Origin of the sequence: Methylobacterium sp. (genome assembly GCF_028290105.1) — a bacterium.
GTDB lineage: Bacteria > Pseudomonadota > Alphaproteobacteria > Rhizobiales > Beijerinckiaceae > Methylobacterium.
Window position 1 is genome coordinate 34,199 of sequence record NZ_JAQGKL010000163.1, and the last position, 24,335, is coordinate 58,533.

At 70.5% G+C, this 24,335-nt stretch carries 25 protein-coding genes; 13 read left to right on the forward strand and 12 right to left on the reverse strand.

All coding sequences use genetic code 11. From position 1 onward, the window contains the following. Positions 1-2: 2 nt before the first annotated feature. The gene (locus tag JWQ05_RS11940) at positions 3-566 is read right to left on the reverse strand and encodes a nitroreductase (protein ID WP_299658661.1); all 564 of its coding nucleotides are present in this window, start codon (positions 564-566) and stop codon (positions 3-5) included. Between the two features lie 209 nt (positions 567-775). Here JWQ05_RS11940 and JWQ05_RS11945 point away from each other — a divergent pair, with 209 nt between their 5' ends. Next, positions 776-1,696: a hypothetical protein gene (locus tag JWQ05_RS11945; protein ID WP_299658662.1), complete on the forward strand. Its 921-nt coding sequence runs from the start codon at positions 776-778 to the stop codon at positions 1,694-1,696. A gap of 73 nt (positions 1,697-1,769) precedes the next feature. Here the strand turns inward: JWQ05_RS11945 and thrS are convergent, their stop codons facing one another. Beyond that, complete coding sequence (gene thrS / locus JWQ05_RS11950; RefSeq protein WP_299658663.1) at positions 1,770-3,797, reverse strand: threonine--tRNA ligase; 2,028 nt, start codon at positions 3,795-3,797, stop codon at positions 1,770-1,772. Positions 3,798-4,180: 383 nt separating this feature from the next. On the opposite strand from thrS, the gene JWQ05_RS11955 reads away from it, so the two are divergent. Continuing rightward, positions 4,181-5,575: a 2-hydroxycarboxylate transporter family protein gene (locus tag JWQ05_RS11955; protein WP_299658664.1), complete on the forward strand. Its 1,395-nt coding sequence runs from the start codon at positions 4,181-4,183 to the stop codon at positions 5,573-5,575. Here the strand turns inward: JWQ05_RS11955 and yidD are convergent. Together yidD and JWQ05_RS11965 are read right to left on the reverse strand one after the other, a co-directional pair. Further along, entirely contained in the window at positions 5,520-5,906 is a 387-nt protein-coding gene (yidD, locus tag JWQ05_RS11960; RefSeq protein ID WP_299658665.1) for a membrane protein insertion efficiency factor YidD, read from the reverse strand. The two genes, JWQ05_RS11955 and yidD, sit on opposite strands and share 56 nt — an antisense overlap. A 5-nt stretch (positions 5,907-5,911) precedes the next feature. Next, a complete protein-coding gene (locus JWQ05_RS11965) occupies positions 5,912-6,355 on the reverse strand; it encodes an iron-sulfur cluster assembly scaffold protein (protein WP_299658666.1) in 444 nt (147 codons plus the stop codon). 240 nt (positions 6,356-6,595) lie between these two features. Here JWQ05_RS11965 and folE point away from each other — a divergent pair, with 240 nt between their 5' ends. From folE to JWQ05_RS11980, 3 genes are all read left to right on the forward strand, one after another. Next, on the forward strand, positions 6,596-7,444 hold the full coding sequence (gene folE / locus JWQ05_RS11970; protein ID WP_299658667.1) for a GTP cyclohydrolase I FolE: 849 nt from the start codon (positions 6,596-6,598) through the stop codon (positions 7,442-7,444). 10 nt (positions 7,445-7,454) lie between these two features. Further along, entirely contained in the window at positions 7,455-7,871 is a 417-nt protein-coding gene (gene hisI / locus JWQ05_RS11975) for a phosphoribosyl-AMP cyclohydrolase (RefSeq protein WP_299658668.1), read from the forward strand. 95 nt (positions 7,872-7,966) lie between these two features. Continuing rightward, positions 7,967-9,001 carry a patatin-like phospholipase family protein gene (locus tag JWQ05_RS11980; RefSeq protein ID WP_299658685.1) on the forward strand — a complete coding sequence of 345 codons (1,035 nt, stop codon included), beginning with the start codon at positions 7,967-7,969 and terminating at the stop codon, positions 8,999-9,001. Between the two features lie 9 nt (positions 9,002-9,010). On the opposite strand, the gene JWQ05_RS11985 is transcribed toward JWQ05_RS11980, so the two are convergent. Further along, a complete protein-coding gene (locus JWQ05_RS11985; RefSeq protein WP_299658669.1) occupies positions 9,011-9,442 on the reverse strand; it encodes a CBS domain-containing protein in 432 nt (143 codons plus the stop codon). Positions 9,443-9,628: 186 nt separating this feature from the next. Then, complete coding sequence (locus JWQ05_RS11990) at positions 9,629-10,444, reverse strand: rhomboid family intramembrane serine protease (RefSeq protein ID WP_299658670.1); 816 nt, start codon at positions 10,442-10,444, stop codon at positions 9,629-9,631. A gap of 306 nt (positions 10,445-10,750) precedes the next feature. Between JWQ05_RS11990 and JWQ05_RS11995 the strand changes: the two genes are divergently transcribed. Both JWQ05_RS11995 and JWQ05_RS12000 read left to right on the forward strand, forming a co-directional pair. Continuing rightward, entirely contained in the window at positions 10,751-11,380 is a 630-nt protein-coding gene (locus JWQ05_RS11995; protein ID WP_299658671.1) for a PAS domain-containing protein, read from the forward strand. A 166-nt stretch (positions 11,381-11,546) separates the two neighbouring features. Continuing rightward, positions 11,547-12,173, forward strand: a complete 627-nt coding sequence (locus tag JWQ05_RS12000; RefSeq protein ID WP_299658672.1) for a PilZ domain-containing protein — start codon at positions 11,547-11,549, stop codon at positions 12,171-12,173. Positions 12,174-12,186: 13 nt separating this feature from the next. Here the strand turns inward: JWQ05_RS12000 and JWQ05_RS12005 are convergent, their stop codons facing one another. Then, positions 12,187-13,461: a deoxyguanosinetriphosphate triphosphohydrolase gene (locus tag JWQ05_RS12005; protein ID WP_299658673.1), complete on the reverse strand. Its 1,275-nt coding sequence runs from the start codon at positions 13,459-13,461 to the stop codon at positions 12,187-12,189. A gap of 162 nt (positions 13,462-13,623) precedes the next feature. On the opposite strand from JWQ05_RS12005, the gene erpA reads away from it, so the two are divergent. Beyond that, positions 13,624-13,950 (forward strand): iron-sulfur cluster insertion protein ErpA, encoded by a 327-nt coding sequence (gene erpA / locus JWQ05_RS12010; RefSeq protein ID WP_299658686.1) that lies wholly within the window; start codon positions 13,624-13,626, stop codon positions 13,948-13,950. A gap of 104 nt (positions 13,951-14,054) precedes the next feature. Then, positions 14,055-15,884: a hypothetical protein gene (locus JWQ05_RS12015; RefSeq protein WP_299658674.1), complete on the forward strand. Its 1,830-nt coding sequence runs from the start codon at positions 14,055-14,057 to the stop codon at positions 15,882-15,884. A 15-nt stretch (positions 15,885-15,899) separates the two neighbouring features. Here JWQ05_RS12015 and JWQ05_RS12020 read toward each other — a convergent pair whose 3' ends face one another. The 4 genes from JWQ05_RS12020 to JWQ05_RS12035 all read right to left on the reverse strand — a co-directional run bounded on the left by JWQ05_RS12020 (position 15,900) and on the right by JWQ05_RS12035 (position 19,257). Beyond that, a complete protein-coding gene (locus JWQ05_RS12020; protein WP_366944585.1) occupies positions 15,900-16,613 on the reverse strand; it encodes an amino acid racemase in 714 nt (237 codons plus the stop codon). A gap of 75 nt (positions 16,614-16,688) precedes the next feature. After that, entirely contained in the window at positions 16,689-17,585 is an 897-nt protein-coding gene (locus JWQ05_RS12025; RefSeq protein ID WP_299658675.1) for a LysR family transcriptional regulator, read from the reverse strand. 19 nt (positions 17,586-17,604) lie between these two features. After that, positions 17,605-18,756, reverse strand: a complete 1,152-nt coding sequence (gene rnd, locus JWQ05_RS12030) for a ribonuclease D (RefSeq protein WP_299658676.1) — start codon at positions 18,754-18,756, stop codon at positions 17,605-17,607. Between the two features lie 117 nt (positions 18,757-18,873). After that, positions 18,874-19,257: a hypothetical protein gene (locus JWQ05_RS12035; RefSeq protein ID WP_299658677.1), complete on the reverse strand. Its 384-nt coding sequence runs from the start codon at positions 19,255-19,257 to the stop codon at positions 18,874-18,876. Between the two features lie 235 nt (positions 19,258-19,492). Here JWQ05_RS12035 and aspS point away from each other — a divergent pair, with 235 nt between their 5' ends. The 3 genes from aspS to JWQ05_RS12050 all read left to right on the forward strand — a co-directional run bounded on the left by aspS (position 19,493) and on the right by JWQ05_RS12050 (position 22,007). Further along, on the forward strand, positions 19,493-21,307 hold the full coding sequence (gene aspS, locus JWQ05_RS12040) for an aspartate--tRNA ligase (RefSeq protein WP_299658688.1): 1,815 nt from the start codon (positions 19,493-19,495) through the stop codon (positions 21,305-21,307). A 68-nt stretch (positions 21,308-21,375) separates the two neighbouring features. Then, positions 21,376-21,645, forward strand: coding sequence for a hypothetical protein (locus JWQ05_RS12045; protein WP_299658678.1), 270 nt, complete (start codon positions 21,376-21,378; stop codon positions 21,643-21,645). A 164-nt stretch (positions 21,646-21,809) separates the two neighbouring features. Beyond that, positions 21,810-22,007 carry a hypothetical protein gene (locus tag JWQ05_RS12050; RefSeq protein ID WP_299658679.1) on the forward strand — a complete coding sequence of 66 codons (198 nt, stop codon included), beginning with the start codon at positions 21,810-21,812 and terminating at the stop codon, positions 22,005-22,007. A 4-nt stretch (positions 22,008-22,011) separates the two neighbouring features. Here JWQ05_RS12050 and JWQ05_RS12055 read toward each other — a convergent pair whose 3' ends face one another. Beyond that, positions 22,012-22,266 carry a DUF3297 family protein gene (locus tag JWQ05_RS12055; protein WP_299658680.1) on the reverse strand — a complete coding sequence of 85 codons (255 nt, stop codon included), beginning with the start codon at positions 22,264-22,266 and terminating at the stop codon, positions 22,012-22,014. 388 nt (positions 22,267-22,654) lie between these two features. On the opposite strand from JWQ05_RS12055, the gene JWQ05_RS12060 reads away from it, so the two are divergent. Then, positions 22,655-24,335: phosphate acyltransferase (locus JWQ05_RS12060; RefSeq protein ID WP_299658681.1), on the forward strand; the 1,681-nt coding region annotated here is incomplete at its 3' end.

The window sequence follows — 24,335 nt, forward strand, 5'->3', positions numbered from 1 at the left end:
CCTCAGAGCCGGGTGACGATGTCGGCGAGATCCGGCCGGGGCCGGTCGGGCGGCACCTCCTGCGCGCGCCCGACATGGATGAAGCCCGCGAGCCGCTCACGCGGGTCGAGGCCGAGCGCGTCGAGGATGCGCCGGTCGTAGGCGAACCACTCGGTGAGCCAGGCGGTGGCGAAGCCCGAGGCGTTGGCCGCGATCACGAGGTTCATCGCCACGGCGCCCGCCGAGAGCACCTGCTCCCATTCCGGAATTTTCACGTGCGGGCCGGCGCGGGAGACCACCGCCACCACGAGGGGCGCCAGCGCCAAGCGGTTGCGCTCGAGGTCGAGACGGGCGGCGTCCGCCTCCGGATGGTCGGCGCCGTAGGCCTCACCGATGCGGGCGCCGATGCGGGCGCGGGCCTCGCCCTCGATCACCAGGAAGCGCCAGGGCGCCAGCTTGCCGTGGTCCGGCACCCGCGCCGCGAGGGTCAGGATCGCGTCGAGCTCGGCCGGGTCCGGCCCCGGTCCTTCCAGGCGGAGCGGCGGGACCGAGCGGCGGGTGCGCAGGAGGTCGAGGGTGGCGTTCATGGAACCTTTGAGACGAAACGGACGAGCGGCGCAGCGACGCCATCGGGGTCTTGCCGGTGCGGCTTTGCCAGTCAGGCACTTGCCAGTGCGGCCTTGCCGCCGCCATGGTCCGGTTCCAGAGGCCTGGGGCCGGGGCGTCGCGGTCGTTTCGAGAGATGGCGCGCCGGGACCGGCTTGGCAACGCCGGACGGGATGCGGGAGGATCGGGGATGGCACGGGCTGGGCACGGATTGGGCATCCTCGGTTGCGCCCTCCTCCTCGTGGCGCCGCCGGCCATCGCCCAGGACGGCAACGCCTTCCAGAACCGGATCGGGCCCAACCTCCCCTCCCCGTCGATGTCCGGACCGTCCGTGCCACCCCTGCCCAGCGCGGTGAGCGCGGCCCTGAACCTCACGGCGGTGTTCGCGGGCGGCGACAAGCCCCTGCGTTCGGGCCTGGCCTGGCGCATCTACGAAGACCGGCCGGACGGAGCCAAGCCCGGCATCGTCGCCCGCTCCGAGGCCGCCGAGCCGAGCTTCACCCTGGCTCCGGGCAGTTACGTCGCCACCGTCACCTACGGCTTCGCCAGCGCCTCGCGCCGCGTCGTGATGGCGGGCCAGCCGGTGGCCGAGCAGCTCAAGGTCAGCGCCGGGGCGCTCAGGCTCTCGGGCGCCATCGGCGACGTGAAGCTCAGCCCCGACGAACTCGCCTTTTCGGTCTTCGTGCCGATCGGGACGAATTCCGAGGGCCGCCTCGTGCGCAGCGGCGTCAAGGCCGGCGAACTCCTGCGCCTGCCCGAGGGCACCTACCACGTGGTCTCGACCTATGGCGGCTCGAACGCGATCCAGCGCGCCGACCTCAAGGTGGAGAACGGCAAGGTCACGGACGCCACCCTCAACCACCGGGCCGCGACCCTGACCCTGAAGCTGGTCGCCGCCGAAGGTGCGGAAGCCTTCGCCGGCACCGCCTTCAGCGTGCTGACCCCGGGCGGCGACACCATCCGGGAAGCGATCGGCGCTTTCCCGCAGGTGACCCTGGCGGAGGGCGACTACGTCCTCATCGCCCGCCACGACGGGCAGGTCTACACCCGCGAGTTCAAGGTCGAGAGCGGCATGAACCGGGACATCGAGGTCAAGGCCACGGCGGGGTGACCGAAGGCCCGGCGAAGGGCAGAGGGCCTGAAGCCCCCTCCCCGCCCGCGACCGGGCAGCGGTAACGCATCGCCTACGGCGTCGGCGCCTCGCCGTGCTGCGCGTCGAGGGTGACGCCCGCGCTCGGCACGGTCTCGGCCACGGAATCCGCCCGGATGCGGTCTGGCGCCGTCGCCTCCGCCACCAGGGCGGCCAGGGTCTCGACGAGACCCCCGGTGCGGGTCTGCTGGCTGCCCAGACGCCGCACCGAGACCGTGCGCTCCTCGCCCTCCTTGCGGCCGACCACGAGCATCACCGGCACCTTGGCCAGCGAGTGCTCGCGCACCTTGTAGTTGATCTTTTCGTTGCGCAGATCGGCTTCCACCCTGAGACCCAGGCGGGTCGCGGCGGCGACCACCTCGCGGGCGTAGGGGTCGGCGTCGCCCGTGATGGTCGCCACCACGACCTGCACGGGCGCCAGCCAGAGCGGGAAGTGCCCCGCGAAATGCTCGATCAGGATGCCGGTGAACCGCTCCAGCGAGCCGCAGATGGCGCGGTGGACCATCACCGGGGGCTTCTTGCCGCTCTCGGCATCGACGTAGAAGGCACCGAAGCGCTCCGGCAGGTTGAAATCCACCTGCGTCGTGCCGCATTGCCAGTCGCGCCCGATGGCGTCGCGCAGCACGTACTCGAATTTCGGGCCGTAGAACGCGCCCTCCCCCGGGTTGATCGCGGTTTTGATCCGGCCGCCCGACTGCTCCTCGATCTGGGCGAGCACCCGGGTCATGACCTCCTCGGCATGGTCCCAGAGCGCGTCCGAGCCGACCCGCTTCTCGGGCCGTGTCGAGAGCTTCACCACGATCTCGCCGAAGCCGAAATCGGCGTAGGTGGAGAGGATGAGGTCGTTGATCTTCAGGCACTCGTCGGCGAGCTGGTCCTCGGTGCAGAAGATGTGCGCGTCGTCCTGGGTGAAGCCGCGCACGCGCATCAGGCCGTGCATGGCCCCCGACGGCTCGTAGCGGTGGACTACGCCGAACTCGGCCATGCGCAGGGGGAGGTCGCGGTAGGATTTCAAGCCGTGCTTGAAGATCATCACGTGGCCGGGGCAGTTCATGGGCTTGAGCGCGAACCAGCGCTTGTCCTCGGCCTCGTCCCCGGCGGATTGGGCGGCGAACATGTTCTCTCGGTACCAGCCCCAGTGGCCGGAGGTCTCCCACAGCGCCTTGTCGAGGATCTGGGGGGCGTTGACCTCCTGGTAGTCGCCGCGCAGGCGCCGGCGCATGTAGGCGATCAGCTCCTGGAACACCGTCCAGCCCTTGGCGTGCCAGAACACGACGCCCGGCCCCTCCTCCTGGAAGTGGAACAGGTCCATCTCCCTCCCGAGGCGCCGGTGGTCGCGGCGCTCGGCCTCCTCCAGGCGGTGCAGGTAGGCGTCGAGATCCGCCTGCGTGGCCCAGGCGGTGCCGTAGATGCGGGTCAGCATCGGGTTGTTGGAATCGCCCCGCCAATAGGCGCCCGCCACCTTCATCAGCTTGAAGGCGGTGCCGACCTTGGCGGTCGAGGTCATGTGCGGGCCGCGGCAGAGGTCGAACCACTCGCCCTGACGGTAGACCTTGAGGTCCTCCCCGGGCGGGATCGCATCCACCAGCTCGACCTTGTAGGCCTCGCCCTTGCCCGCGAACAGCGCGCGGATGTCGTCGCGCTTCCAGACCTCCTTGGTGAAGGGCGCGTCGCGCGCGATGATCTCGCGCATCTTCGCCTCGATCTTCGGGAAGTCCTCCGGCGTGAACGGCTCGTCACGGGCAAAATCGTAGTAGAAGCCGTTCTCGATCACCGGCCCGATGGTGACCTGCGTGCCCGGCCACAGGGCCTGCACGGCTTCCGCCAGCACGTGGGCGCAGTCGTGCCGGATCAGCTCGAGGCTGCGCGGGTCGGTGCGGTCGAGGAACTCGATGCGGGCATCGTGCTCGACGAGGTCGTCGAGGTCGCGGACCGTGCCGTCGAGCGCCATCGCGACGGTGCGCTTGGCCAGCGACTTGGCGATGCCCTCGACGATGGCGCGGCCGGTGATCGCGGTCTCGAAGCTGCGGGTGTTGCCGTCGGGGAAGGTCAGGATCGGCATGGCCGAGGGGCTCCTTGGGGCTCACTCCTGCGTACGCGGCAGGTAAGCGGGTCACGATTGTCGAGCGGGATCACGAATCGGGGCGCGTGCCGAGATGCACCGCGCCGCGCCGTTTAGACCCATTCGCCGCGCGAAGGAACGCGAAAACCCGACGGCGTGCCGGAGCGCTTCGCGGATCGGCCTCCGACACCGGACCTGACAATCCCGACCGATCCTCAATCCCTACGTCTGTTGGTGGCGCGCGATCAATTGACAACGGGGACGCGAGGCGACTGAAGCTGGTCCCGATTGTGCCTCTGCACGGTCGAGACCCAGAAAAAATCCACGCCGCAGAACAAGAGTCCGGCCCATCGGGCACAAGGGCTTACGCCGGGAGAGACATCATGCCGAGCCCCGCACCGACGGTTCACCCCGAGGGCATCGCCATCACCACGACGGCGCATGTGCCGGGGGCGCAGGCCCGGACCCGACGATTCTGGCCGCAGGGCTGGTGGCGGCTCGTCGACATCCAGATCGGCATCATCCCGCTGCCGGTCTACCTGATCCTGGTGGGGCTGCTCTGGGTGCTGACCTCGGAGGGCGAGATCCGCTCGGACGCGCCGACGATGATCGCCGTCCTGGTGCTCGGCGGCTTCACCTGCGCGGAGATCGGCAAGCGCCTGCCGGTCCTGCGCCAGATCGGGGCGGGAGCGATCTTCGCCACCTTCATCCCCTCGGCCCTGGTCTACTACGCGCTGATCCCGGGCCCGATCGTCAAGGCGATCACGGACTTCACCAAGTTCACCAACTTCCTCTATCTCTACATCGCGGCGATCATCGTCGGCAGCATCCTGGGCATGGACCGGGCGGTGCTGATCAAGGGCTTCCTCAAGATCTTCGTCCCCCTCGGCCTCGGCTCGCTCGCGGCGGGCTGCGTCGGCACCCTGGTGGGCACGCTCCTCGGACTGGGAGCCCATCACACCTTCTTCTTCATCGTGGTGCCGATCATGGCCGGGGGCGTCGGCGAGGGCGCGATCCCGCTCTCCATCGGCTACGGGACGATCCTCGGACTGCCCCAGGGGGACGTCTTCGCGCAGGTGCTGCCGCCCGTGATGCTCGGCAGCCTGACGGCGATCATCCTGGCCGGCACCCTCAACGCGGTCGGCAAGCGAAAGCCCCATCTCACCGGCGAGGGCCGCCTGCAGCCCGGTACCGAGAACAACATGGAGGCGGGCGCGCCCGTGGAGACCGGCCCGATCGACGCCGCCACCGTGGCGGCGGCCGGACTCACGGCGGTGACGCTCTACCTGCTCGGCGTGATGTGCCACCACCTCACCGGCCTGCCCGCCCCCGTGGCGATGCTGTTCCTGGCCGTGATCGCCAAGCTCGCCAGCGCGGTCTCGCCCCGGCTCCAGGCCGGCGGCTTCATCGTCTACAAGTTCGTGCAGGTGGGCATGACCTACCCGCTGCTCTTCGCCATCGGCGTCTCGCTGACCCCCTGGGACAAGCTGGTGGCGGCCTTCACGATTCCGAACCTCATCACCATCGTGGCCACCGTCGTCACCCTGATGGCGACGGGCTACGTGGTGGGGCGCCGGCTCGGCATGTACCCGATCGAGGCGGCCATCGTGAACGCCTGCCACAGCGGCCAGGGCGGCACCGGCGACGTCGCGATCCTCACCGCCGCCAACCGGATGTCGCTGATGCCGTTCGCCCAGATCGCCACCCGCATCGGCGGCGCCCTCACGGTGACGGGGACGCTGGTGTTCCTGAAATGGATCTCGGCGGCGCCGGTCTAGGCTCGGCCACTGCGGTTCCCTCGACCGCCTCGCACGCGAAGGGCGAGGGCGGTGCGTTGACGCCGCGCCAGCGCCCGTAGCGCCAGGGGGCGAACCAGGCGGCCCGGGGCGGCAGCGTCTCGGGCACGAGGTCGATGCCGTGGGTCCCGAAGGGCCCGCAGCGGCAGATCCGCGAAACGCCGATCCAGCCGCCGGCCCAGAGCCCGTGCCGCTGGATCGCCGCGTCGGTATAGGTCGAGCAGGAGGGCCAGTGCCGGCACTGCCGGCCGATCAGGCTCGACAGGGTGATCTGGTAGCCCCGGATCGCCCCATGGGCGATGCGGCGGAGCATCGGCCCTACGCGGCCGCCACCGCGCCGGCCTCGATGCGGTCGAGGGCCTCCACCACCGCATCGAATGTCAGCAGCGTCGAGGCGTGGCGGGCCTTGAAGTCGCGCACCGGCTCCAGCACGGCGAGGCCCGCCCATTTGCCGGCGGGGGCCGGTCCGTTCTCCTTGAGCATCCGCCGCATCTCGGCGCGCACGTTGCGCAACTCCTCGGGCGTGGCGCCGACCACGTGGCGGGCCATGAGCGAGGACGAAGCCTGGCCCAGCGCGCAGGCCTTCACCGTGTGGGCGAAATCGGTGACCGCGCCGTCCGCCACCGCGAGGTCCACCGTGACGGTGGAGCCGCAGAGCTTGGAATGCGCCGTGGCGCTGGCATCTGGCGCCGGCAGCCGGCCGAGGCGCGGGATGTCGGCGGCGAGTTCGAGGATGCGACGGTTGTAGATGTCGTCGAGCATGGAATTCCGTTCCACTTGCCGTCCGTCGAGGGTTGCCCGGCGAGGCGCCGGCTTCCGATCCCGATGGTCTGATCCGCTCGGGCCGCATTGCGCGGCGGCGCGATTACGACGATATAGGCGCCAACGCACCGTTTCGCGAGGAGGCGGCTCGTCGACCCGGGCCGCGCCCACGGCCAGGGTTGCGCCACGGCAGACGGCACCGTCCGGGCATCGGCCGCGCTCCGGCCCCATGGTTCGACGATGTACGCAAAGCCCGACAGCAACCCGATGACGACCCGGATCGCCCGGGCGGAAGATGCCATGGATGCCGCGCTCAAGTCCCTTTCCTACCGCCTGACCGAGACGGAGGATTCAGGGATGGAACCGACCCGACAGACCGGCGCCCTCGGCGCGATGCGCAACGACAACGCGCGGGCCGCCGAATTGCCGGCGGGCGCCGACGCCGTACCCGAGACCGTTCCGGAGATCGCCCCCCTCCCCGCCTCCGCCCAGCGGGTGCCCGAGGCCATCGCGACAGGGCGCCCGAGCCGCGAGGAGGCCGAGGCCGCCGTGCGCACGCTCCTGCGCTGGGCCGGCGACGACCCGAACCGGGAGGGCCTGCGCGATACGCCGGCCCGCGTGGTCAAGGCCTACGGTCAGATCTACGGCGGCTACGGCCAGGATGCCGACGTGCTGCTCGAGCGGGTGTTCGAGGAGGTCGAGGGCTATTCGGACATCGTGCTCGTGCGCGACATCCCGTTCTATTCCCATTGCGAGCACCACATGGTGCCCTTCATGGGGCTGGCCCACATCGCCTATTACCCGACCAAGGGCGTGGTCGGCCTCTCCAAGCTCGCCCGCGTGGTCGACACCTTCGCCCGCCGCCTCCAGACCCAGGAGACCATGACGGCGCAGATCGCCGACGTGATCGAGAGCATCCTGAAGCCCCGCGGCATCGCCGTGATGGTCGAGGCCGAGCATCTCTGCATGGCGATGCGCGGGGTCCAGAAGGCCGGCGTCTCCACCATCACCACCCAGTTCCGGGGCGCTTTCCGGAACGACGCCAACGAGCAGGTCCGCTTCCTCACCCTCGTGCGCAACAAGTCCTGAGGCGGTCCGGGTGACGCGCGCGTTTCCGCAGCCGGGCAGCCGGGCCGAGGTCGAGGAGGGGGCGGTCTTCACTCCCCGCTTCGACGCCCACGGCCTCGTCTCCTGCATCGCGGTCGACGCGACCGACGGGCGCGTCCTCATGCTCGCCCACATGAATGCCGAATCCCTCGCGCGAACGCTCGAGACCGGCGAGGCCTGGTACTGGTCACGTTCGCGCGGCGAACTCTGGCACAAGGGCGCCACCAGTGGGCAGGTCCAGCGCGTGGTCGAGATGCGGGTCGATTGCGACCAGGACGCCATGCTGATCCGCGTCGCGGTGGGCGGGGATGGCGGCTGCTGCCACACCGGACGGCGGGCCTGCTTCTACCGCCGCGTCGAGACCGATCCGGCGACCGGGCGCGCCGTCCTGCGACCCGCCGAAGCCTGACTTCGGCGCGATGACGCGGTCCTTTCGACGAGGTTTTCGCGTCCCATGACCCCACTTCGTACAAGCCGCACGCCCCGTCTCTGCCCGTGTCCATGATGTGGGACGCCGCGTCGCCGGGACGCCCCTCTCCGGTGGAGATCCAGCGGATCGCGCCCTCGCGCGCACGGTTCCCCGCGGGCGCCGTCGAGCCCGTGGCGGCGGCGCCCGTCCCCGGTCCCCGCATCGGCCTCGCCCTCGGGGGCGGCTCGGCCCGGGGCTGGTCGCAGATCGGGGTGATCGAGGTGCTGGAGGAGGCGGGCATCCATCCCGCCGTCGTGGCGGGCTGCTCCATCGGCGCGGTGGTGGGCGGCTGCTACGCGGCGGGCCAGCTCGGTCTGCTCAAGGGCTTCGCCCTGTCGCTGACCCGGCGCAGCGTGATGGGGCTCCTCGACCTCAGGCTCCGCTCCGGCCTCATCGCCGGCGACCGCCTTCGCCACCGCCTCCAGCGCGATCTGGCCGACCGCCGCATCGAGGGTCTGCCCATCCGCTTCGCCAGCGTCGCCACCGACCTTCACGGCGGCGAGGAGGTCTGGCTGACCCGGGGCAGCTTGGTGGAAGCCCTGCGGGCCTCCTACGCCCTGCCGGGTATCTTCCCGCCGGTGCGCTGCGGCGGGCGGCTCCTCCTCGACGGGACCCTGGTCAACCCGGTCCCGGTGAGCATCGCGCGGGCGCTGGGGGCCGACCTCGTGATCTGCGTCAACCTCAACGGCGATCCCGGCGCCTGCGGTCCGCGGGAGCCCGCGCGGATGACGGCCGAGTCGGTGAGTGCGCCGAGCCCGCGCCGGCCCCGGCGCTGGATCCTGCGCCGCCCGGGCTCGCGCGCCGCGCCGGAGGCGGACGTGGCCAACGGCCTTGCCACCCCCGGCATGGCGCGGGTCATGCTCGATGCCTTCAACATCACGCAGGACCGGATCTCGCGGGCGCGCCTCGCCGCCGACCCGCCTGACATCGCCATCGTGCCGCGTCTCTCCGGCATGGGCCTGTTCGAGTTCCACCGGGCGGCGGAGGGCATCGCCCTCGGCCGCGAGGCGGCGCGTGCCGCCCTGCCGCAGATCCGCGGCCTCGTGGCGGCGGCCGCCGCGCGGACGTGATCCGTCGGATCAGGCCATGGTGATGTAGTCGCGCATCGCCTGATGCTCTGCCTCGACCGCCTCGATCCGGCGCTTGACCACGTCGCCGATGGAGATGAGGCCGGCGAGCCGGCCCTCCTCGACCACCGGCACGTGGCGGAAGCGGCCTTCGGTCATCAGGTGCATCACCTCCTCGATGCTGCAGGCGCGGGTGCAGGTGGTGACCTCGGCGGTCATGTGCTCGGAGACCCGGGCGTCGAGGGCGTTGCCGCCCTTGGCGGCGAGCGCCCGCATGATGTCGCGCTCGGAGAGGATGCCGAGGACCGCACCGTCCGCGTCGCTGACGACGACGGCGCCGATGCGCTTCTCGGCCAGGATGTGGATGGCCTCGTCGAGGGTGCGCTGCGGCTCCACCGTGACGACGGAGCGGCCTTTCTCGGCGAGGATGCGAGCAACGGTCATGGGCGTGTCCTTTCCCAGGAATCGGCGGATGGTGCGATCGGCCGGGGCTTTGCGGGTTCCGCACGGCGCCCGGCGCGTCCTGCGCCGATACTGTGGCCGCGGCGGACACATGGCAAGATCCCGCCGGATCGGAAAGGACGAATGGCACGATAATTCAGGGATTTGGCCCCTGTTCGGGCCGGAGTCTCAGCGCCGGTGGCGATCGATCAGCGGCAGCAGGAAGAAGCCCGCGACGAAACCGCCGAGATGCGCGTCCCACGCCACCGAGGTCGCCTCGGCGCCGAGCGGCAGGGCGATGATCCCGAACAGGAAGTTCGTGACGAGCCAGATCGCCAGGAACACCACCGCCGTGCGGTTGCGCAGCAGTTCCGGAATCGTCTGGAGGGCCGGCGGGGCGACCACCTGCCAGGGCTGGCCGCCGGCATGGACGAGCGGCGGCCGGAACACGAAGCGCGCGGCGGCCGCCATCAGGGCCGAGACCCCGGCCGAGGCCCCGATCAGGGGGGCTGTGCTCAAGGGGTCGAGGACGACGTGCAGGATGCCGCCCGCCACCGCGCCGGCCAGGGCCAAGAGGCCGAAGCGCCAGGGGCCGTAGCGCCGGGCCACCGGCGATCCGAAGGCGGCGAGCCAGACGGTGTTGAAGATGACGTGCATCCACGAGCCGTGCAGCAGCGCGTAGGTCGCAAAGGTCCAGGGCATCGCGGCGGGCTCGGCCGCGATGTAGCGGGCGAAGGCCTGGCGGGCCTGGACCATATCGGGATCGCCGGTCAGGGCCGCCGCGGCCGCGAGCAGGTCCCCGGCGCGGGCGGGGTCCACGGCCACGCTCCAGCGCCCGGGGATCAGCGCGAGTTCGATCAGTGCGGTGATGTCCCAGCGATCCGGCAGCACGAATTCCCGCAGCGCGTGGATGCCCACGAGCACCCCGATCGATGCGGTGACCACGCCCGGCATGTTGAAGACCGGAACGCGGTTCTGGGGGGGCAGGTCGGGGGTGGCATCCATGGGGCCACCATGTCGGCGCTTGGCGCGGGGCGGCAACCCCCGGGATCACGAAAGATCGGCGCTTGCGGACAGGCCTGCGCGGCAGCTCGCCTGTCGGGAGCCCTCGCAGACAGCGTTTTCGGGGATTTGGCGGTGGACAACCCCACCGTCGCGTTAACCTTGATGAACACTGAACGGCGCTGAGGAAGCCCGGACGGCATAGGCTGTGCGCGGACCCGGTCCAAATCCTCCGTGCAGGCCCAAGTCCGCGCCGGAGACTCCGAATTCGAGACGGTTCGCCGCCGGGCCGTGCCAGTGTGGGACACCATGAAGCATCCGACCAGCCGCATGCTCCACAGCTACTGGTACCGCCTGCGCCGCGAGCGTGCCGCGCCCGAGCGCAGCGAGATCGAGCCCGGCGAGATCCGCAACCTCCTGGCCGACAGCCTGATCATCGAGGTCGACATGCCCCGGGCGGCGTCGTCGATCAGGCTCGCGGGAACCCATGTCTGCGCCCTGTTCGGGCGCGAACTCAGGGGGCGGCCCTTCGGCGAGATCTGGGGCGGCCAGGACGCCGATCCGTGGCGCCTGATCGAGGCTGTGGCGCTGGACACGGTCGGACTGGTGGCGGGCCTTCGGGGCACCACCGAGCGCGGGGAGGCCATCGACCTCGAATTGCTGCTGCTGCCTCTGCGCCATCACGGCGAGACCCAGTCGCGTATCCTCGGCGCCCTCAGCCCGGCCTGCGTGCCGCACTGGCTCGGCCTCCGGCCGGTCACGGGCCTGCGGATGACATCCATGCGCATCCTCGGACACGAAACTCCGGGGCACGAATCGGAACCTGCGCCGGCTCACCTCGACGCGGAAGCGACCCTGCGCAACTTGCCCGAGCCCGCCAACGACACCGTGCCGCTGCGGCGCGGCCACCTCCTCGTCCACCGGGGCGGCCGGGCCTGATCCGGCGCGGTATCCAAGCGGCACCGATCGTCGCACGGCCGTGCCGATGGGCGAAGACGGAGGTGCAGCGTTTTCGAGAGATCGCGAGGAGGTTGTGCAAAGCTTTCGTAACCTGCGGCAAATAACGTGGCGGGAGTGACACCTCGAAACGAGATCCCCCTCCCCCATGATCGAGGCCGCCGCACGACTGCCCGCGAAGCCGAGCCGTGAGGTCCGGGTTTCGGATCTGCGCCGGCACCAGCGCGTCAAGGTCTCTCTGCTCGGGCGCTACATGCTCTCGGACCGCCGGGAATATCCCTGCCAGACCGTGGATATGTCTCCGGGCGGCGTCCGGCTCACCTGCGCGGTCCTCGGCGAGGTCCAGGAGCGCGTCGTGCTCTATCTCGAACATATCGGCCGGATCGAGGGGACCATCGCGCGCCTGCTGCCCGGGGGCTTCGCGGTCCAGCTCAGCGCCACGCTGCGCAAGCGCGACAAGATCGCCTCGCAGCTCACCTGGCTCGCCAACCGCGACAATCTCGGTCTCCCAGAGGGCCGCACCCACGAACGCCTCACGCCCCGCGTCGCCGGCGTCGTCCTTCGCCTGGAGAGCGGTCGCGAGGTCGCCGCCCGCATCGTCGACATCTCGATGTCCGGCGTCGCCCTCGCGACCGCGACCACGCCGCCCATCGGCGCCAGCCTGATGGTCGGGCGCACCCCGGGCCGGGTCGTGCGCTACTTCGAGGGCGGCATCGGCGTGCATTTCATGCTGCCGATCTCCCCAGACCTGTTCCACGAGGGATTGATCCTCTGAGCCGGCGACCGGCTCACGGCTCCGTCAGGGGCAGGCCCCGGCTGTTCGGGCTCCAGTGCAGGTCCGGCGTCGCGGCAAACACGCCCTTGTGCGCGAGGACCGCGTAGGTGTCGGTCATGCCCGCGATGTAATCCGCGACCCGGCGGGCGACGCGCCCGGGCTCCGCGCCCTCCAGACCCGCCGACCACTCCGCCGGCATCGCCCCGGGTTCGGCGGTGAAGCGCGCGAACAGGTCGGCGACGATGATGTCCGCCTTGGCCCGCACCGCGAGCACGCCGGGATGGCGGTACATCCGGGCGAACAGGAAGGTCTTGATCTCGGCATCCGCCCGGGCGATCGCCTCCGAGAAGGCGATGACCGGCGCCCCCGCCCCCCGGATGTCGGCCACCGAGCCGGGGTCGAGGGCGGCGATGCGCCGGCCGCTCTCCGCGATCACGTCCTCCACGAACCGCGTGATGACGCGCCGCGCCAGCTCGTGGATCTTGCGCGATGCCTCGAGGTTCGGATGGAGGTGGTCGATCTCGTCGAGCACCTCGCCCAGGAACGGCACCGTGGAGAGATCGGCGAGATCGAACAGGCCGGCGCGCAGGCCGTCGTCGAGGTCGTGGCTGTCGTAGGCGATGTCGTCGGCCAGGGCCGCCGCCTGCGCCTCCGGCCCGGCGAAGCGCGCGAGTTCGAGGTCGTTGAGGGCGTCGTATTCAAGGATGGCCGCCGGGATGCCGCGCTCCGCCCAGCGCTCGGTCGGGTGGCCATCCGCCCCCAGCAGCGGTCCGTTGTGCTTGACGAGGCCCTCCAGGGTCTCCCAGGCGAGGTTGAGCCCGTCGAAGCCGGCGTAGCGCCGCTCCAGGCGGGTGACGATGCGCAGGGCCTGGGCGTTGTGGTCGAAGCCGCCATGGGCTGCCATGCAGGCATCGAGGGTGTCCTCCCCCGTATGCCCGAAGCAGGTGTGGCCGAGGTCGTGGCTGAGCGCCAGCGCCTCCGCCAGGTCCTCGTCGAGGCCGAGCGCGCGGGCCAGCGCCCGGGCGATCTGGCTCACCTCCAGGGTGTGGGTGAGCCGGGTCCGGTAATGGTCGCCCTCGTGGTGGACGAAGACCTGGGTCTTGTGCTTGAGGCGCCGGAAGGCCGAGGAGTGGATGATGCGGTCGCGGTCGCGCTGGAAGTCGCTGCGCGTCGGCGAGATCGCCTCCGGGATCAGGCGCCCGCGCGCGGCGGCGGGATCGGTGGCGTAGGCCGCGCGCCAGCGCTCGCCGCGCGCCCGCGCGCCGATTCCCTGTCCTGTCCCCGCCATCGACCCCCGTCCCACCTGCCCGTGCCCCGCCGCGTTGCGGCATGCCCCCGCGAGGCATATCTTGTGTTTCACCGCAGTCCTGGCAATCGAAGATCCCCGGCAATCGAAGATCCGACGTGATCCAGATTTCCCGGGCGATCGACGGATCTCATGAGCATCACGATGGCCGACATCACCCTGACGCCCCGCGCCGCCAAGCGCATCAACGAGATCATGGGGGCGGAATCCCCCGGCGCCTCCCTGCGGATCAGCGTGAACGGCGGTGGCTGCTCGGGCTTCTCCTATGCCTTCGACATCGAGCGCGCCCGGGCCGCCGACGACATCGCGATCGAGCGCGACGGCGCCACCGTCCTCGTCGATCCGATGTCGCTCGAATACATGAGCGGCGCGACCATCGATTTCGTGAACGACCTGATCGGGCAGTCCTTCAAGATCGAGAACCCCCAGGCCACCGCGTCCTGTGGCTGCGGAACCTCGTTCTCCCTGTGAGTCCCCAGCGCCCACGACCGCAGATTGCCTCGCGGGGGAAACTGCGGCACGGATGAGCCCCTCGCCCCGACGGCGCCTTGAAGCCAGCGATCCCGGATAAGCCCATGACCTGCTCGAAAGGCCGCCCCCTCCGCGCGTGGGCGACCGGCGCCTCGGCCTGCGTCCTCGTCCTCCTCGGCGCGGGCCTCGCCGCGCAGCCGCGCCCGGTGCGCGCCCAGGAGGCGGCCTCGGCGCTGCAGGACGTGACCCTGCAGGACGTGACCCTGGCCTTCGGCGAGACCGTGCTGCGGATGCCGCGCCTCACGGCGAGCGGCACCCGCCTCTCGAAGGATGAGCTCACCGCCCTGTTCAAGGCCGACCCCGGCGGTGCCAATCCCGGCCAGACCTGGCCGGCGCGCCTCGTCCGGTTGGATGCCGCGAGCCTCGTGATCCCCGAATTGCGGGTGGAGCGTACCGGCCCGGCGGCATCGAGCCCGGTGGTGACCTATCGCGACGTGACGGCCCGGGATGTCCGCGCCGGGCGCATCGCCGAACTGACCTCCGCCGGTGCCTCGATCCTCGTCGAGGGCGGCCCGCAGAAGGGCACCGGCACCTATGGCCGCCTGCGGGCGACGGATCTCGATCTCGCCGTGCTGGCGCGCCTCTACGGCGAGCCCGGCGACGGCAGGAGCGCCCTGCAGCGGGTCTACGCCACGTTCTCGGTGGAGGATGTCGCCTATGTCGATGCGCGCGGTACCGCCGTGACCATCGCGCGGGTCGAGGGCCGCGATCTCAGCGGCCGCCAGATCCCCGCGACCTGGACCGGCGCGCTCCAGGCCTTCACGGGCGTCGACTACGAGAAGCTCGCCCCCGCCGAGCGTTCCCGCCTGATGAGCCTCGGCGCCGATCTCGCCGAGGCCTTCGCCGTCGGCACCCTGGAGGCCACCGGCCTCAGCGTGCAGGAGGCCAAGCCCCGCGATGCGTTCCGCCTCGCCGTCGCGCGCCTCTCGATGACGGGGGCCGGCGGCGCCCTGGAAGACATCACCTTCTCGGGGGTCGACGGCGCCAAGGCCCGCCTCGGCCGCCTCTCGCTCGACGGCTTCTCGCTCAGCCCCACCATCGCGGCCCTGCGCAAGCTCGCCGCCCTGACCGCGGAGCCCTCCGACGCCGACCTGCGCCTGCTGACGCCGGCCATCGGCGCCCTGGCCCTGAAGGATCTCAGCCTCGACCTGCCCGCCGAGCCGCAACGCCCGCGCGACCCGGCCGACAAGGCGGCCGCACCGATGCACGTGACCCTGCGCGACGGCGCGATGACCCTCGCCTCCCCGCGGGACGGGGTGCCGACCGCCGGGCGCGTCAGCCTGTCGGGCCTGACCCTGCCCGCCTCGGCGGTGGAGGGCGTGCCCGGCCTCGGCTCGCTCGGCCTCTACGGCTACAGCGACCTCGACCTGACCCTGGTGGCGGACACCGCGTGGGACGAGGCGTCCAAGGAGCTGAAGCTGGGCGAGGTCTCCGTCTCGGGCAAGGACCTCGGCCGCGTGCGCATCAACGGCCTGCTCGGCGGCATCGGCCCGGAGGTGTTCAACCCGGATGTCGCCGTGTCGAGCTTCGCCATGCTGTCGGCCACCGCCAAGGCGATGGATCTCACCATCGAGAATGCCGGCCTGTTCGACCGCTTCATCGCCGCGCAATCGAAGGTGCTCAGCCTCAAGCCCGAGGAACTGAAGCAGGAATACGTCACCGCGAGCGTGTTCGGCGTACCCGCGATTCTCGGCAACTCGGCGGGCGCCAAGGCGATCGGCGCGGCCATGGGGCAGTTCGTCACGAAGCCCGGCACGCTGTCGGTGAGCCTGCGCCCCAAGAACGGCACCGGCATCGGCATGCTGGAATTCGGCGCGGCCCCGACCCCGGCGGCCCTGTTCGAGCGGCTCGAGGTCAACGCCAAGGCCAACTAAGACCCGGGCGACCGATCACGCAGCCCGGCGGGCCGGCTCGGCGGCGGCCGCGACGCAGGCCCGCGCCAGGGCCTCGGTCGCGTCGAGGAGCATCGGACGGAGCGCTGCGACCCGCCCGGCGAGGGCGACCGGGATCTCGGTGCAGGCGAGCACCACCTGTCGGCACCCGGACGCGACGAGGGCCTCGGCCTGCGCCTGCAGCAGGCCTCTCGCCGCCCCGACGTCACCCGCCTTCACGAGGCGGATCGCCCGCATCACCGCCGCCTGGTCCTCCGGCGCCCGGCAGGTGAAGCCATGGGCCGCGAGGCGCTGCGGATAGATCCCCGCCCGCAGGGTTCCGTCCGTGGCGAGGAGGCCGATCGGCCCGCCCGCGATCCCCTTCATGGCCAAGGCCCCCGCCACCGCATCGACGATGTGCAGGATCGGTACGCCGGTCAGCGCCTGGAGCGCGCCGTGCCAGTGATGGGCGGTGTTGCAGGCAATCGCGATGCGGGTGACCCCCGCCGCCTCCAGCCGGCGCAGGGCGACCGTCAGGGCCGGCAGCGGGTCGGGACCCAGTCCGAGGATCGCCTGCGTGCGGTCGGGAATGCCGGGGGCCTGGGCCACCATCACGCCGAGATGATCCTGGTCGCGCGCGGCGGGCGTCGCCTCCACGAGCTTCCTCAGGAAGTCCACCGTCGCCATCGGCCCCATGCCGCCGAGCACGCCCAGCACCTCGGTCCCCGTCATCACGCCTGCTCCGCTTCTGCTGAGCGCAGGGATGCGCCGAGCCGCCGGGCAAGGCCAATGCCGTGTCGGAACGCCCTATGCGGGTTCGGAATACCTGTGTTCCGCCGCCGACCAGATCGCCGCGACGGCCGCGCACGCCCTCGGGCCGTGCGCCTTGGCGCCGTTGCGATAGAGCCGGATCTCCAGGGGCAGGTCCGGTCCGGCGCCGACGAGGCGGCCCTCGGCGAGTTCGCGGGCGACGAGGCTGCGCGGCACGAAGGCGAGGCCGTGACCTTCGAGCGCCATGCATTTCAGCGCCTCCGCCATCGGGTTGGCATGGGCCACCGGCCCCGCGGCCAAGCCGTGCTCCCCTTGCGCGAACAGGCTGACGCGCCCGAGGAAGGAATCGCGTCCGTAGGCCAGTCGCGGCAGCGGCCGTCCGTCCTCCGGAGGGACGAGGTCCGGGCTGTGGACCGGCACCAGCGCATCCGTGCCCACCGTGCGATGCGGATAGAGGTCCGGATCGAGGGGAATGGGCACGCTGGGGTGATGGAAGGTCAGCAGGAAGTCGGATCCGCCCTCCACCAAAGCCTGCAGGCAATCGTGGAAATCGTCGGGCAGAAGCCGCGTGCTGATCGGTCCGGTGCGCCTGGCGATGTCTCGGAACCAGCCCGGAAAGAACGTCAGCGCCAGGGTGTGCAGCCCGGCGATGCGCACCAGGGGTTCGGCGGATTCGAGCCCCGAGCGCAGGTCGGCCCGGGCGCCGAGCAGGACGCGCACGCTCTCCTCGGCGGTGTCGCGGAAGCGGCGGCCTTCCGGGGTCAGGGTGGTGGGGTAGGTGCTGCGGTCGACGAGGTCGACGCCGAGCCAGAGTTCCAGCGCGCGGATGCGCCGGCTGAAGGCCGATTGGGTGACGTGGCGCGCCTCCGCCGAGCGGGAGAAGCTGCGGGTGCGGGCCAGGCTGAGGAAATCCTCCAGCCACTTCAGTTCCACGGCCGTCCTCCGCGCCGGATCAGGCCAGTTCGCGCACCACCACCCGGCCGCGCTCGGCCGAGAGCGCCAGGCGGCCGCTCTTCAGGGCCAGCGCCTTCTCGCCGAACAGGGCCCGGCGCCAGCCGTGCAGCACGGCCACGTCGGCGTCGTCGTCCTCCGCGATGGCTTCGAGGTCGTCCACCGTGGCGATGATCTTCGGGGCCACCCCTTCGGTCTCGCAGACCGCTTTCAGCAAGACCTTGAGAAGTTCGACCAGCGCCCCGTTGCCGCCCCGGCTGCGGGCGCGCTCCGGCAGCGCGATGTCGGAGAGGTCGCGGGCAAAGCCCCGCTCCACCGCCGCCAGGATGTCGGTGCCCGTGCGCGAGCGCTCGAACCCGGCCGGGATCGAGCGCAGGCGGCCCAGGGCCTCGACGTTGCGCGGGGCCGAGGTCGCGACGTCGATCACCGCCTCGTCCTTGAGGATGCGCCCGCGCGGGACGTTGCGGCTCTGCGCCTCGCGCTCGCGCCAGGCGGCGACCTCCATCAGCACGGCGATCTCGCGGGGCTTCCTCATCCGCCCCGACAGGCGCCGCCAGGCCGAGCCCGGATCGGCCTTGTAGGTCTCCGGCGAGGTGAGCACGCTCATCTCCTCGTCGAGCCACTCGCCGCGATCGGTGGCGAGGAGCTGGCCCGCCAGGACCTCGTAGACCTTCACGAGGTGCGTCACGTCGGACAGTGCGTAGGTCAGCTGCGCATCCGAGAGGGGGCGGCGCGACCAATCGGTAAAGCGCGAGGACTTGTCGACCTTGGCCTTGGCGACATCGTTGACTAGCTGCTCGTAGGAGACCGAGTCGCCGTAGCCGCAGACCATGGCGGCGACCTGGGTGTCGAAGAACGGCTGCGGCAGCAGGCCGCCGAGGAGCCAGATGATCTCCAGGTCCTGGCGGGCCGAATGGAACACCTTAACCACGCCCTCGTCGGCCATCAGCGCGAAGAACGGCGCGAGGTCGAGGCCCGGCGCCAGGGGGTCGACGAGCACGCCCGACCCGTCCGGCGCCGCCATCTGGATGAGGCAGAGCTTGGGATAATAGGTCGTCTCGCGCATGAACTCCGTGTCGACGGTCACGAAGGGATGCGCGGAGAGGTGGGTGCAGGCCTCGGCCAAGCCCGCTGTGGTGGTGATCAGATCCATGAATCGGCTATACCGAAGGTTCTCGCCTCAGGCGAGGGACGCAGCCGTACCTTGCGAGAAAACTCGGTCCGGGATTTCGCACCTGTGCCGAAAACTCCACGGACACTGGCGTAACCTTCAGGCCGCCACCGGGCCCGGATTCAGCGGCCGCTTGCGGGCGGTCTGAACCAGTGACCGTCGCAGGGCGACGCGCTCCCGGCGCTGGACCTGCGCGCGGGCGAGCAGCCAGTCGAGAATTCCGGCCTCGATCCGCGTGGCGCTGGCCGGATCGGTGAGCCGGCGGATGCGGTCGGCGCGAAAGCCCCGGTAGCCGCTGCGGTTCCGGTCGATGCCCCCGAGCAGGGTGCGGCCCGGGCCGAGCTTCAGTTCGCGCGCCTCCACCCGCCGGGTGCTCCAGATCCCGCGCGAATCCTCGTAGACGATCTCGAACGTGCCCTCGAGGGGCAGGACGTGCCATTGGCCCTCCTGCCGCTCGCTCGCCTCGGGCGCGCCGGCGGGCATGGCAGCCTCCTGCCCCGCCTGCCTCAGAATCTCGAAAAACGCGTTGGAATTCATAGACCTGATATGGGGATGCGCGGGCGATTCCGAAAGGGTTTCGGGGCCGTTCGAGGAGGCTCGGACCGCCTGCCCCACGCCCTTTCCGCTCCCTTCCCCACGGCCATCCAGCTTGACTTCGCACCCCCCGCGTGAATGGTGCGCCGCTCAATCCCAAGAGCCCATGATGCACCAGCCCGCCATGCACCGTTATCGGACCCATACCTGCGGGGCGCTCCGCCCGTCCGATGTCGGCGAGAGCGTCCGCCTCTCCGGCTGGTGCCACCGCATCCGCGACCATGGCGGCGTGCTGTTCATCGACCTGCGCGACCATTACGGCCTGACGCAATGCGTGGTGGATTCGGATTCCAAGGCCTTCCAGGCCGCCAACGCGGCGCGCTCGGAATGGGTCATCCGCATCGATGGCCGGGTGCGCACGCGCCCCGCCGGCACCGAGAACCCGGACCTGCCCACCGGCACCCTGGAGGTCTATATCGACGACCTCGAAGTGCTGGGCCCGGCCGGCGAATTGCCGATGCCGGTCTTCGGCGACCACGATTACCCGGAAGAGACGCGCCTCAAGTACCGCTTCCTCGACCTGCGTCGCGAGAAGCTGCACGCCAACATCATGAAGCGCGGCGCGATCATCGACAGCCTGCGTCGGCGCATGCGCGACGGCGGCTTCTTCGAGTTCCAGACGCCGATCCTCACCGCCTCCTCGCCGGAGGGCGCGCGCGACTATCTGGTGCCGTCCCGCGTGCATCCGGGGAAATTCTACGCGCTGCCGCAGGCGCCCCAGCAGTTCAAGCAGCTCACCATGATCGCGGGCTTCGACCGCTACTTCCAGATCGCGCCGTGTTTTCGCGACGAGGATGCGCGGGCCGACCGCTCCCCGGGCGAGTTCTACCAACTCGACATCGAGATGAGCTTCGTCACCCAGGAGGACGTGTTCCAGGCGGTGGAGCCGGTGCTGCGCTCGGTCTTCGAGGAATTCGCCGAGGGCAAGCGCGTCACCGGCACCTTCCCGCGCATCCCCTATGCCGAGGCGATGCTGAAATACGGCGTCGACAAGCCGGACCTGCGCAACCCGCTCGTCATCGCGGACGTGACGCAGGAATTCGCCCGCGAGGACGTGGCGTTCAAGGCCTTCAAGGGCGTGATCGCGTCCGGCGGCGTGGTCCGGGCGATTCCCGCCACGGGGGCGGCGACCCAGCCGCGCTCGTTCTTCGACAAGCTCAACGATTTCGCCCGCTCCGAGGGCGCGCCGGGCCTCGGCTACATCATCTTCGAGGACGATGCCGGCACGCTCACCGGCAAGGGTCCGATCGCCAAGTTCATCCCGGCCGAGGTCCAGGCCGCGATCGCCGCCAAGACCGGCACCAAGGCGGGCGACGCCGTGTTCTTCTCCGCCGGCACCGAGGCCAAGGCGGCGGCGCTCGCCGGCAAGGCCCGCATCCGCATCGGCGACGAGCTGAACCTGTCGGACAAGGACCAGTACGCCTTCTGCTGGATCACCGACTTCCCGATGTACGAGTGGAACGAGGACGAGAAGCGGATCGACTTCTCGCACAACCCGTTCTCGATGCCGAACTTCGACCGCGAGGCGTTCCTCGCCCTCGATCCCGCGGACGCCGAGACCATCCTGAACATCAAGGCGTTCCAGTACGACATCGTCTGCAACGGCACCGAACTGTCCTCGGGCGCGATCCGCAACCATCGCCCCGACGTGATGGAGAAGGCCTTCGGCATCGCCGGCTACGGCGTCGAGGTGCTGGAGGAGAAGTTCGGCGGCATGCTGAACGCCCTCAAGCTCGGCGCCCCCCCGCACGGCGGCATCGCGCCGGGCATCGACCGCATCGTCATGCTGCTCTGCGGCGAGCAGAACCTGCGCGAGGTGGTGCTGTTCCCCATGAACCAGCGCGCCGAGGACCTGATGATGGGCGCGCCCGCCGAGGCGACGCCGAAGCAGTTGCGCGAGCTCCACATCCGCCTCAACCTGCCCGAGAAGGGCGCCTGAGCGGCGCCCTCCGCCCCGCCGAGGCCCTGGCCCGCGCCGTCGCGATCCTGACGGCGCAGGGCTTCGCGGTGGTCGCTCGCAACACGCGGGGCGACAGCGTCTACCTGAAGCCAGAGGGCTGCGCCTTCGCCCTGCGGGTCTCCAACCACGCCCGCACCCCGAAGCAGCGCAAGAACCACCCCGACGCCATCACCAGCCTCGTCCTGCGCGATCCGACTTCGGAGACGGCGTTGGCGGAGGCGGTCGCCGTGGCGCTGCGGAATTTTTCCGGCGAGCGGGTGAAGCGGGAGCGCGGGGCCGATGGAGGCGTGGCGGGAGGCAGGGACCCGGGGCTCTGAATATCGAGCACCATTGGGTTTTTATTGATATGTTCGAGGTTCCGCGGAAGACATAGGCCGGGCGCTCGATCCGCAAGGAGGCCTGCCCATGTCGCCCTCAGGCCGCCAGAGCGCGAAGTTCCTCATGGCCAGCGTTTCATCATCATGGGCATGAGATCGAACCCATGACGACCGCCCGCCAGGCGCGAACAATCTTCCGTCCCCTGGACGGCCGCCAAGCCGACTTCGCTTATACCGGCGGGCGCGAACTCTGGCTCACGCCAGTTCATCACACGGTGTCGCGCGTCTTCGTGGATCGCTCGTACGAGCGGGACGTCTTCCGGATCGGGTGGGCGATCCTGCCGACCTCCGTGTCGGCGTGAGCCTTCAGCTCTCGGCCGGAGCGTCGTCGCGAAAGTAGGGCTCCACGGGGCCCTTGAGCTTCACGGTCATCGGGTTGCCGGCGCGGTCCAGGGTCTTGCCGGCCGAGAGGCGGACCCAGCCTTCGCTGACGCAGTATTCCTCGACATTGGTCTTCTCGACGCCCTTGAAGCGGATGCCGATGCCGCGCTCCAGCATCTTCTCGTCGTAGAACGGACTGCCGGGATTCACGGCGAGGCGGTCGGGGGGCGTGTCGGACATCGTCGCGGACCTTGGATCGTGTCAAGTCGTGCGGGTGGGGTTTCGAGCAGAAGCCGGTACGGGATTCGGCGCGAGGCCGCAACGCCGGCTCAGCGCTACGGGGTTTTCAGGAACGCAATCCGGCCCGCGATGGAACAAAACCCCCCGATCGTCAGCGTCGGGCCGGGGTCGGGGCGCGACAGCGGCGGCGAGCCGTAGGAGTTTGTGCCGATGGGGAAACCGGCCCGGAGAGCGGGCGGGCGCGGTCGATCCGGGTCTCTGCGCGGGTTTCCGCGCGCGGGTTGCGCCCATGGGGCAGCCGGTGCAACAGGGGCCCCCACAAACATCCCGCCGATGATGGGAGACGTGCTCCGCGGCCCGGACGCGCGCAATCCTGAGGAGGACGACCATGGGCGACAACATGTCCGACGATCTCAAGTCGGGAGCGCTCGTCTATCACCGGCTGCCGCGCCCCGGGAAGCTGGAGATCCAGGCGACGAAGCCCCTGGGCAACCAGCGCGACCTGGCGCTCGCCTACTCGCCGGGTGTGGCCGCCGCCTGCATGGCGATCCACGAGGATTCGCAGGAGGCCGCCACCCTCACCATCCGCCAGAACCTCGTGGCGGTGCTCACCAACGGCACCGCCGTGCTGGGTCTGGGCAATATCGGGCCCCTCGCCTCGAAGCCCGTGATGGAGGGCAAGGCCGTCCTCTTCAAGAAGTTCGCCGGCATCGACGTGTTCGACATCGAGGTCGCCCAGAACGACGTGTCCAAGCTCGTCGACGTGGTCTGCGCCCTGGAACCGACCTTCGGGGGCATCAACCTCGAGGACATCAAGGCGCCGGAGTGCTTCGAGGTCGAGGAGCAGTGCCGGGCCCGGATGAACATCCCGGTCTTCCACGACGACCAGCACGGCACCGCGATCATCGTGGCGGCCGCCGTCCTCAACGCCCTCGAACTCGCCGGCAAGCAGCTCGGCGACGTCCGCATCGTCACCTCGGGCGCGGGGGCCGCGGCGCTCGCCTGCCTCAACCTGCTGGTGTCCCTCGGCGCCCGGGTCGAGAACATCACGGTCACCGACATCAAGGGCGTGGTCTACAAGGGCCGGGCCGAACTGATGGACCGCTGGAAGGACATCTACGCGCAGGAAACCGAGGCCCGGACGCTGGCCGAGGTCATCCCCGGCGCCGACGTCTTCATCGGCCTCTCGGCCGGCGGCGTCCTGAAGCCCGAATACCTGGAGAAGATGGCCGAGAAGCCGCTGATCATGGCGCTGGCCAACCCCTATCCCGAGATCATGCCGGATCTCGCCCAGGAGAAGCGCCCCGACGCGATGATCTGCACCGGGCGCTCCGACTTCCCCAACCAAGTCAACAACGTCCTCTGCTTTCCTTACATCTTCCGCGGCGCGCTCGATGTTGGCGCCACATCGATCAACGAGGAGATGAAGCAGGCCGCCGTGAAGGCGATCGCGGCGCTCGCCCGCGAGACGCCCTCCGACGTCGTCGCCCGCGCCTATGGCGGCGAGGCCCGGCCCTTCGGCCCGCGCTCGCTGATCCCGAGCCCGTTCGACCCGCGCCTGATCCTGCGCATCGCCCCCTCAGTGGCCCAGGCCGCGATGGATTCGGGCGTCGCCGGCCGGCCGCTGGAGAACCTCCAGGCCTACACCGACAGCCTCGACCGCTTCGTGCACCGCTCGGGCTTCATCATGAAGCCGATCTTCTCCAAGGCGAAGGAGGACCCCAAGCGGGTCATCTACACCGAGGGCGAGGACGAGCGCGTGCTGCGCGCCGCGCAGGCGATCGTCGAGGACAAGGTCGCCCGCCCCATCCTGGTCGGTCGTCCGCGGGTCATCGAGACGCGGATCAAGCGCTTCGGCCTCTCGCTCAAGCAGGGCGTCGATTTCGACTTGATCGATCCCGAGGACGATCCGCGCTATCGCGACTACGTCGCCACCTACCTGGAGGCCGCCGGCCGGCGCGGCATCACGCCGGACGCCGCCCGCACCCTGGTGCGCACCAACAACACCGTGATCGGCGCCATCGCGGTGCGTCGCGGCGAGGCGGACGCGCTGATCTGCGGACTCGAGG